General features: G+C 34.4%; 9 protein-coding genes. 5 read left to right on the forward strand and 4 right to left on the reverse strand.

Annotated elements, in window-relative coordinates; genetic code table 11:
• Nucleotides 1–59 precede the first annotated feature (59 nt).
• The 4 genes from G0Q09_RS07340 to G0Q09_RS07355 all read right to left on the reverse strand — a co-directional run bounded on the left by G0Q09_RS07340 (nt 60) and on the right by G0Q09_RS07355 (nt 3661).
• Nucleotides 60–1016, reverse strand: a complete 957-nt coding sequence (locus G0Q09_RS07340; RefSeq protein ID WP_115001872.1) for an electron transfer flavoprotein subunit alpha/FixB family protein — start codon at nt 1014–1016, stop codon at nt 60–62.
• A gap of 26 nt (nt 1017–1042) precedes the next feature.
• Nucleotides 1043–1789 carry an electron transfer flavoprotein subunit beta/FixA family protein gene (locus tag G0Q09_RS07345; RefSeq protein WP_219034417.1) on the reverse strand — a complete coding sequence of 249 codons (747 nt, stop codon included), beginning with the start codon at nt 1787–1789 and terminating at the stop codon, nt 1043–1045.
• A gap of 68 nt (nt 1790–1857) precedes the next feature.
• A complete protein-coding gene (gene tatC, locus G0Q09_RS07350; RefSeq protein WP_115001876.1) occupies nt 1858–2691 on the reverse strand; it encodes a twin-arginine translocase subunit TatC in 834 nt (277 codons plus the stop codon).
• Between the two features lie 4 nt (nt 2692–2695).
• Entirely contained in the window at nt 2696–3661 is a 966-nt protein-coding gene (locus G0Q09_RS07355; protein ID WP_219034418.1) for a KpsF/GutQ family sugar-phosphate isomerase, read from the reverse strand.
• 164 nt (nt 3662–3825) lie between these two features.
• Here G0Q09_RS07355 and recQ point away from each other — a divergent pair, with 164 nt between their 5' ends.
• The 5 genes from recQ (at nt 3826) to G0Q09_RS07380 (ending at nt 9668) form a co-directional block, all read left to right on the forward strand.
• On the forward strand, nt 3826–6027 hold the full coding sequence (recQ, locus tag G0Q09_RS07360; protein WP_115001880.1) for a DNA helicase RecQ: 2202 nt from the start codon (nt 3826–3828) through the stop codon (nt 6025–6027).
• 66 nt (nt 6028–6093) lie between these two features.
• Nucleotides 6094–7659 (forward strand): 2,3-bisphosphoglycerate-independent phosphoglycerate mutase, encoded by a 1566-nt coding sequence (gpmI, locus tag G0Q09_RS07365; protein ID WP_219034419.1) that lies wholly within the window; start codon nt 6094–6096, stop codon nt 7657–7659.
• A complete protein-coding gene (locus G0Q09_RS07370; RefSeq protein ID WP_038332605.1) occupies nt 7656–8078 on the forward strand; it encodes a BT0820 family HAD-type phosphatase in 423 nt (140 codons plus the stop codon). Before gpmI ends, G0Q09_RS07370 begins: the two co-directional genes overlap by 4 nt.
• On the forward strand, nt 8075–8884 hold the full coding sequence (gene map / locus G0Q09_RS07375) for a type I methionyl aminopeptidase (RefSeq protein WP_219034420.1): 810 nt from the start codon (nt 8075–8077) through the stop codon (nt 8882–8884). Before G0Q09_RS07370 ends, map begins: the two co-directional genes overlap by 4 nt.
• 34 nt (nt 8885–8918) lie before the next feature.
• Nucleotides 8919–9668, forward strand: coding sequence for a class I SAM-dependent methyltransferase (locus G0Q09_RS07380; protein ID WP_257468107.1), 750 nt, complete (start codon nt 8919–8921; stop codon nt 9666–9668).
• The last annotated feature ends 142 nt before the right edge of the window (nt 9669–9810 follow it).

Below are 9810 nucleotides of genomic sequence, written 5' to 3' on the forward strand. Positions count from 1 at the left end.
GAATAAAAAAAATCCGAACCACCTAAATGATTCGGATTGAATTTATAAGCTTAAAATGATTAAGCTTGACCTTTATATTTTTTTAACTCTTCAGTTAATTTAGGAACAATCTCAAAAGCATCTCCTACGATTCCGTAATCAGCCGCTTTAAAGAAAGGCGCTTCTGGATCATTGTTGATGACAACAATTGTTTTAGATCCGTTAACTCCAGCTAAATGCTGAATAGCTCCTGAAATACCAACTGCGATATATAAATTTGGTGCAATTGCTTTTCCTGTTTGTCCTACGTGCTCAGCATGAGGTCTCCAACCAATATCAGCAACTGGTTTAGAAGATGCCGTAGCTGCTCCTAAAACTTTCGCTAAATCTTCGATCATTCCCCAGTTTTCTGGACCTTTCATTCCACGACCTGCAGAAACAACAATATCCGCTTCTTTCAAATCGATTTTATCAGAAGAAGCCATTTCTGTTGAAACAACTTTTACTTTTGCATCTGCATCAGAAACTGATACTGAAGCTGATTCTTCTGAACCTGAAACTGCATTTTCTTTTGCTCCGAATGCGTTTTGTAGAACTGTAACTACAACTTTTCCTGAAACTGCAACAGTTTCTACTCCTTTTCCAGAGAATGCTTTACGTGCAACTGTGAATGGAGAAACTGCTGTTGGAGATTTTTCTACATTTGTTACTAAAGATGCTCCTGTTTTGTATGCTAAAACTGGTGCTATAGTCGCTCCTTCGTTTGTTGATGGTAAAACCACAACATCTCCTTGAGCAACTTCAGCCAAAGCTTTTGCGTAAGAATTTGCATCAAATTTTGCTAAAGCTGCATTATCAACTTTAACTACTTTAGATGCTCCATATTTATATAATTCGTCAGCAGTAGCATTTCCAAAAACGATTGCTGTAACAGTATCTCCAGCAACATCAGCTGTAGCTTTTGCGTAAGAAACTGCTTCTAATCCTGCTTTTTTATATTTTCCGTCGTGTGACTCTGCGTATACAAAAATTGCCATTTTTTAATTTCTTTTTAGGTGAATAATTAGATTACTTTAGCTTCTTCGTGTAATAATCTTACCAATTCTGCTACATTGTCTTTGTCGATTAATGTTACATTACCTCTTTCAGCAGGTTTTACATAACCAACAACTTCAACTTTAGTTTCTGTTACTTCTGGTGCAACAACTGTGATTTGTTTTGTACGCGCTTGCATAATTCCACGCATGTTAGGAATTCTTAATGCAGCTTCGTCAACCAATCCTTTTTGTCCTGCGATAACAGCTGGTAAAGCAACTTCTACAGTTTCTTTTCCTCCATCAATTTCGCGAACAGCTTTTGCAGAAGAACCTTCTACATCAAGACCGATACATCCGTTTACAAAACCATAATCTAACATTGCAGCAACTAATCCTGGTACAGAACCTCCGTTGTAATCAATTGATTCTTTTCCTGTCAATACTAAATCGAAACCACCATCTTTAGCAGCTTTTGCGATTTGTGTAGCAACAAAGAAATCATCGCGAGCATCCGCATCAATACGAATTCCATCATTCGCACCAATTGCTAAAGCTTTACGCATAACTGGATCTACAGTTGCATCTCCAACAGTTAAAATTGTAACAGTAGCGCCTTGTTTTTCTTGTAACTCTACTGCTTTGTTTAAACTAAATTCGTCGTGCGGGTTAATAACGAACTGAACACCATTTTTGTCAAATGATTTTCCGTCAGCTGTGAAGTTGATTTTTGCTGTAGTATCTGGTACACTACTAATACAAACTAATATCTTCATAATTTTGTGTTTACTTTTTCTTTTATGTAAAAATAACTAATTTATTTTATTATGCAAGCATAACATTGTTAATTCTTTACTAAGTCGTTACTTTTCGCTTTCAATTGTTTTTTATAAACTGAATTTGAAACCAATACACTTAGTTCATATAATAACCAAAGAGGAATTGTAACTAAAATCATACTGTACACATCGTTTGGTGTAATCGCAGCTGCAATCACTAATACAACAATAAATGCGTGTTTACGGTATTCTTTCAAGAATTTTGGAGTTAAGATTCCAATACTCGTTAAGAAGTAAACGAAAACTGGCATCAAAAACATAACTCCCATCGATAATAATAATTGAACAAATAAATCGATATAACTCGGCAATGTCCATGTATTTCCTACACCAAAAGGATCATACGTAAATAAGAATTGCGTACATAATGGTAGCAGCATATAGTAGCTAAATAGTACTCCTGTTACAAAGAAAAACGAAACAGCAAAGATTGTAAATCCTGCATACTTTCGTTCAGCTTCTTTTAAGGCTGGTTTTACAAATCGCCAAATTTCAAAAATAATATAAGGAATTGCGATAATTACGCCACACACAATTACTGCAAAAAACTGTGAAGTAATCTGTCCTGATGGATTAAGATTGGTCAATTCTTTCGAAATGTCAAATGATTCAGTATAAATTTTTCCGAAACCTGTTAATTCACCAAATTGATTAAAAATATCAAACGTTGGAAAAGTTGATTTTAATGGAGCCATAATTACATGTTCCACCAATTCGTCCCAATAGATCGCAACTGCAATAGATGTAATCACAATTGATAAAATAGAACGAACCAAATGTCCTCTCAACTCACCAATATGAGCCAAAAATGACATACTCGATTTTGTATTATCTGCCATACGCTTATTCGATTCCTTCGTTTAAAATTGAGTGAATATCCAAAATTCCATAATAATGATTTTCTTCATCAACTACTACCAATTGTCCAATACTGTTGTGACGCAAAATTGCTAAAGCTTCTCTTGCTTTTTCAGTTTTTTGAATTGTTTTCGGATTCATTGAAGCAATATCTTTCGCTGTTAAATGTGCAAAAGTTTCATTATTTAATAACATTCGGCGCAAATCTCCGTCTGTTATCACACCAACAATTTTATCATTATCTATTACAACTGTAATTCCATGACGACCTGATGTTAATGAATTGATAACTTCTGTAATCGAAGAATCTGGATGTACAAAAGGTTTTCTTTCTGGATCAACAATATTTTCTACTGTCCACAACAATCGTTTTCCTAATGCTCCACCTGGATGATATTTTGCAAAATCGTTTTGTGTAAACGATCTCAATTTCATCAAAGCAACTGCCAAAGCATCACCCATTACCAATTGAGCCGTTGTAGAAGTTGTTGGTGCCAAATTTACTGGACAAGCTTCTTTATCAATATTAACATCCAAAACAATATCTGAATTTTTTGCTAATTCTGATTTCAAATTTGATGTCAATCCAATCAAAACCGAAGCATATTGTTTAAGAATCGGAGCTAAATATGTAATCTCTGGCGTATTTCCACTTTTCGAGATACAAATCACCACATCTTCTGGTCTTACAAGACCCAAATCGCCATGAATGGCTTCTGTCGCATGTAAAAATTGACTTGGAGTTCCGGTAGAATTTAACGTTGCTACAATTTTATTTGCAATATGTGCACTCTTTCCTACTCCAACAACTACCAACTTTCCTTTCGTGTTATATATCGCATTTACCGCATCAACAAAAGACTCGCTAATACGAGAAGCTATTGCTTCCAGCGCTTGAATTTCTTCTCGAAAAACATCTTGCGCTATTTGTATTAATTCTGAATTTCCCACAATAAAATTTCTATTGTCTATTTTTAAAATTTTTCGTACTTTTACTCTCCTTTTTTATTTACACTCAATTATATATAAATCATATAAAATTTATGTGTATATTTAAGAGTTATCAAATATAGGAACTATTTAATTTATAATATTAATTTTAGTCTTTTGTGTAGATGGAAGCCACTTCGAAAAACTTAACATCTTACCTAAAAAAATATTTTGGTTTCGACCAATTTAAAGGACAGCAGCACGAAATCATTACAAGCTTACTCAATAAAGAAGATGTATTTGTTTTGATGCCAACTGGAGGAGGTAAGTCTTTATGTTATCAATTACCGGCATTAATGTCAGATGGAGTTGCGATTATTGTATCCCCTTTAATCGCGCTGATGAAGAATCAAGTAGACGCTATACGTGGAATTTCTGAAAATGATGGAATTGCCCACGTATTAAACTCATCTTTAAATAAGTCAGAAACAAAAACAGTTATGACAGATATTAAAGATGGAGTAACTAAAATGTTGTACGTTGCACCCGAATCTTTGACAAAAGAAGAATACATCGATTTCTTTAAATCGGTAAAAATTTCTTTTTTTGCGATTGATGAAGCGCACTGTATTTCTGAATGGGGACACGATTTTCGACCAGAATATCGTAATCTAAAAGCGATTATCAACAAAATTGGTGATGCGCCAATTATTGCTTTAACAGCAACAGCAACACCAAAAGTACAAGAAGATATTCAGAAAACGTTGGGAATGCAAAGCGCCAAAGTTTTTAAAGATTCTTTTAATCGTACGAATTTATTTTACGAAATCCGTCCAAAGGTTGATCAAGACAAACAAATCATCAAATTTATCAAACAAAACGATGGTAAATCTGGTGTCATTTATTGCTTGAGTCGTAAAAAAGTTGAAGAAATCACCCAACTTTTACAAGTAAACGGAATCAATGCTATTCCTTATCACGCAGGTTTAGATGCCAAAACACGTAGCAAACATCAAGATATGTTTTTGATGGAAGATGCAAGTGTTGTTGTCGCTACAATTGCTTTCGGAATGGGAATTGACAAGCCAGACGTACGTTTTGTGATGCATTACGATATGCCAAAATCGTTAGAAAGTTATTACCAAGAAACTGGTCGTGCAGGTCGCGATGGTGGAGAAGGTGTTTGTATTGCTTTCTATGATTATAAAGATATCGAAAAGTTAGAAAAATTCTTAGCAAGTAAACCTGTTGCAGAACGCGAAGTTGGAATGCAATTACTTTCTGAGGTTGTGGCGTATGCCGAAACTTCGATGTCGCGTCGTAAATTTTTGTTACATTATTTTGGAGAAGAATTTGACGACAAAAACGGCGAAGGTGCAAATATGGACGACAATATGCGCAATCCTAAAAAAATGATTGAGGCAAAAGATGATGCCGTAATTGCCTTAAATGTTGTTCAGAAAACAAATCAAAAATTAAAATTAAATGATCTTGTAAATGTTATCGTTGGTAAAGAAACTTCGATTACAAAATCATATAATTTGAGCTCCGAAGATTTCTTTGGAATTGGAAAAGCGAAAGAAGATTATTATTGGAAATCTATTTTACGCCAATTAATTGTTCGTAATTTATTAGAGAAAGAAATCGAATCGTATGGTGTTTTAAAAATTACCAAAGCAGGAAAAGATTTTATCAGTAAACCAAGTTCTTTTGAAATTGCCGAAGATATTGATTTCAAAAAATTATTATCAGAAGGTAGCTTCGACAAAGAAGAAACGTCTTCTGCTCCTATTGCTTTTGATGATGTTTTATTGAAACAATTGAAAGATTTACGTAAAAAAATCTCTAAAAAACATCAAATTCCACCTTTTGCAGTTTTCCAAGATTCGAGTTTAGATGATATGACAATGCAATATCCAACAACTGTTAAGGAGTTAACAAATGTATTTGGAGTTGGAGAAGGAAAAGCTCAAAAATTCGGGAAAGAATTTGTAGATTTTATTGCGCAATATGTTAAAGACAACGACATTATTCGCCCTGAAGATATGGTGATTAAACAAGTTGCGGACAAATCGAGTCACAAAGTTTATATCATTCAATCGACAGATAGAAAGTTAAATCTTGAAGATGTTGCGGAAGCAAAAAATATGACGATGAGCGATTTGCTTTCAGAAATGGAAAGTATCGTTTATCAAGGAACAAAATTAAATATCAATTATTACATTGACGAAGTTTTGGACGAAGACCAACAAGAGGAAATTTATGAATTCTTGATGGATGCAGATTCTGACTCAATGTCATCATTGTTAGATGAATTTGGTGACGATTATGATGAAGAAGAATTACGTTTGATGCGTATCAAATTCATCAGTGAAGTCGCAAATTAAACCATACAAAAAATAAACTTTCAGCCCAAGGAATGCTTATCTTTGGGCTTAATTATTACAAGAAAAATGAACAATAAAGCAATATTAATGATTTTGGACGGATGGGGAATTGGACCAAACCCTACTGTTTCTGCAATCGCGCAAGCAAATACACCTTTTATAGATAGTTGTTTCGAGAAATTTCCACATTCTACGTTGGATACCTTTGGTTTAGCCGTTGGTTTACCAGAAGGACAAATGGGAAATTCGGAAGTTGGACATATGAATTTGGGTGCTGGACGCGTGGTTTTCCAAAACTTAGTTCGTATCAATATGGCTACTGAAAACGGAACGTTGCAAAACGAACCAATCTTAAAAGATGCTTTTCAATATGCTTTAGAGAATAACAAAAAAGTACATTTCATTGGTTTAGTTTCTGATGGTGGTGTACACTCGCATATCAATCATTTGAAAGGTTTGTTGGATGCAGCAAATCAATCAGGTTTACAACAAAATGTTTTTGTACATGCTTTCACAGATGGTCGTGATACCGATCCAAAATCTGGTGAAGGATTTATCACAGAATTGATGAATCACATGACAAAATCAACAGGAGAAATAGCTTCGATTACTGGTCGTTATTATGCAATGGATCGTGATAAACGTTGGGAACGTGTGAAATTAGCGTACGATGCAATGGTAAATGCAGTTGGTGAAACAACAACAAATCCATTAGAAGCAATTCGTGCATCTTATAATGAAGGCGTGACAGATGAATTCATCAAACCAATTATTGTAACGGATGAAAATGGTCAACCAAAAGCTAAAATTGAGAATGATGATGTCGTGATTTGTTTCAATTTTAGAACTGATCGTGGACGTGAAATCACAGAAGTTCTAACGCAACATGATTATCCAGAATTTGGAATGCATAAATTAAATCTAAAATATATCACATTGACAGAATATGATGCTACATATACTGGAGTTGCGGTAATTTTTGATGAGAAAAACATTGTTAATACATTAGGTGAAGTTATTGCGAATGCTGGTCGTAAACAAATTCGTATTGCTGAAACTGAAAAATATCCGCACGTAACATTTTTCTTCAATGGTGGTCGCGAAGAACCTTTCGTTGGTGAATCTCGTATTTTATGCGCTTCGCCAAGAGATGTGGCTACTTACGATTTGAAACCAGAAATGGCGGCTTACGATATTACAAATGCAATTGTTCCTGAAATTGAAAAAGAATCAGCTGATTTTATTTGTTTAAATTTCGCAAACACGGATATGGTTGGTCATACAGGTGTAATGTCTGCAGCAATAAAAGCTGCCGAAGTAGTAGATTCTTGTGCAGAAAAAATTGTAAATGCAGCTTTAGAACACGGTTACAATGTGGTAATTTTGGCCGATCACGGAAATTCAGATTTTATGATGAACGAAGACGGATCGCCAAATACGCAACACACAACGAATCCTGTTCCATTTATTTTAGCTCAGAAAGATATAGAATGGAATGTTGAGCATGGTAAACTTGGAGATATTGCGCCAACTATCTTAACTTTGATGGGAATTGAAATTCCAGCCGAAATGACTGGAAATATTATTGTTCAAAAAAATAACCTAAATAACTTTAAATACTTACAAACATGATTAATAAAATTATTGCTGTTGACTTTGACGGAACTGTGGTAGATGATAAATATCCAGAAATTGGAAAAGCTAAAATCTTCGCTTTCGAAACATTGAAACAATTACAAAACGATGGATATCGCCTTACTTTATGGACTTATCGTAGTGGTAAAGCCTTGGACGAAGCAGTTGAGTTTTGCAAACAAAACGGTATTGAGTTTTATGCCATCAACAATAGTTTTGACGGAGAGGATTTTGATAAAAATACGCAAAGTCGAAAAATAAATGCCGATATCTTTATCGACGATAGAAATTTAGGAGGTTTCCCAGGTTGGAGTGACGTCTATCAAATCATTACAAAAAAGATTGAATTAAGTGTTCACGCAAACGGACAAAAAGCTCCTGAGAAGAAAAAGAAAAGAGGATTTTTCGGATTATGATACATTTAAAAAGTAAAGAAGAATTAGAACTAATGTACCTAAGCGCTCAATTGGTTTCAAAAACCTTGGGTATGTTAGCCAAAGAAGTAGTGCCTGGTGTTACAACCAATCATTTAGATAAATTAGGAGGCGAATTTATTCGCGACAATGGTGGATATCCTGCATTTTTAGGAATGTACGATTTCCCTAAAAACCTTTGTATTTCTCCAAATCAACAAGTTGTTCATGGAATTCCAAACGACAAACCACTTAACGAAGGTGATATTGTTTCGGTAGATTGTGGTGTTTATATGAATGATTTTTACGGAGATCACGCTTATACATTTGCAGTTGGTGAAGTAGATGCTGAAACTGAAAAATTATTACGCATTACAAAAGAATCTATGTTCAAAGGAATAGAACAAATGAAAAAAGGTAATCGCGTAGGTGATATCGGTTTTGCAATTCAACAATATTGTGAAAAAGAAGGTTACGGAATCGTTCGTGAATTAGTTGGACACGGATTAGGTCGTAAAATGCACGAAGAACCGCAAGTTCCTAATTATGGACGTCGTGGATCTGGTAAAAAAATTGAAGAAGGAATGGTGTTAGCTATTGAACCAATGGTAAATATGGGAACTGAAAAAGTCTTCTTTCATCCAGATGGCTGGACGGTTACAACGCGCGATGATAAATATTCGGCTCACTTCGAACACGATGTTTGTGTGGTAGATGGCGAACCAAAATTATTGTCAACTTATCAGTTTATTTACGATGCTTTAGGAATCGTATCTGACGAAGAAAAACCATTTTTATTCAAACCTTAAGAAAACTTTTGTGAAAAAGCTTTTAAAAAAAATTATGAATATTCTACCTCGTCCTTTATTAATACAAGGTAGTTATATTATTCGTCCTGTTTTAGTTTGGTTTATGAAAGGAAATCGCTTCGTAGACCCAATTGATGGACAAGGTTATTATAGTTTGTTGCCTTATGGTTACGAAAAACAGCGTGATAATGTACTTTCACCCGGAACTTTTTCATTAGAAAGACATCGCTTGATGTGGTTGTACCTAAAAAATGAAACGTCTTTCTTTACTGAAAAAGCAAAAGTTTTGCACATTGCTCCAGAGCAATCTTTTATCAAACGTTTTCGTGCGATGAAGAATTTAGAATACATCACAAGTGATATAGAATCGCCTTTGGCAGATGTAAAAGCAGATATCTGCGATTTACCTTTTGGTGATGATACATTTGATATCATTTTTTGTAATCACGTTTTGGAACATATTCCTGACGATCACAAAGCGATGAGCGAATTATTTCGTGTCATGAAACCAGGAGGTTGGGGAATTCTGCAAGTTCCAATTTCGTATCAACGTGATGTAACGTACGAAGATCCAACGGTTACAACAAAAGAAGAACGTAAAGAAAAATTTGGACAATATGATCACGTTCGTGTTTATGGTTTAGATTATTACAAACGTTTGGAAGATGTAGGATTTATTGTAGAAAAAGCAGATTACACCAAACAAATTCCTTCGGAAGATGTACTAAAATATTGTTTAGAAAAAGGTGAAATTTTACCAGTTGTTCGCAAACCAGCGGTATAATTCATTTAAAAATAGGACACTGTACCAAAAACTGTGTAAGTATAAAATTCTGCTTGGGTTAAAATCGAGCAGAATTTTTTTTATACATTTAATATTTACATATTTATGGAAACAAAAGACCTATTTCCGGATGATTTTTTCA

The sequence above is a fragment of the Empedobacter falsenii genome (assembly GCF_019308355.1).
GTDB classification, from domain to species: domain Bacteria; phylum Bacteroidota; class Bacteroidia; order Flavobacteriales; family Weeksellaceae; genus Empedobacter; species Empedobacter falsenii_B.

What these genes read in the sequence shown, in the direction of transcription:
- G0Q09_RS07340 (WP_115001872.1), bottom strand. Translation starts at nt 1,016, where the DNA reads ATGGCAATTTTTGTATACGCAGAGTCACACGACGGAAAATATAAAAAA.
- tatC (WP_115001876.1), bottom strand. Translation starts at nt 2,691, where the DNA reads ATGGCAGATAATACAAAATCGAGTATGTCATTTTTGGCTCATATTGGT.
- G0Q09_RS07380 (WP_257468107.1), top strand. Translation starts at nt 8,919, where the DNA reads ATGAATATTCTACCTCGTCCTTTATTAATACAAGGTAGTTATATTATT.
- map (WP_219034420.1), top strand. Translation starts at nt 8,075, where the DNA reads ATGATACATTTAAAAAGTAAAGAAGAATTAGAACTAATGTACCTAAGC.
- G0Q09_RS07345 (WP_219034417.1), bottom strand. Translation starts at nt 1,789, where the DNA reads ATGAAGATATTAGTTTGTATTAGTAGTGTACCAGATACTACAGCAAAA.
- recQ (WP_115001880.1), top strand. Translation starts at nt 3,826, where the DNA reads ATGGAAGCCACTTCGAAAAACTTAACATCTTACCTAAAAAAATATTTT.
- G0Q09_RS07370 (WP_038332605.1), top strand. Translation starts at nt 7,656, where the DNA reads ATGATTAATAAAATTATTGCTGTTGACTTTGACGGAACTGTGGTAGAT.
- gpmI (WP_219034419.1), top strand. Translation starts at nt 6,094, where the DNA reads ATGAACAATAAAGCAATATTAATGATTTTGGACGGATGGGGAATTGGA.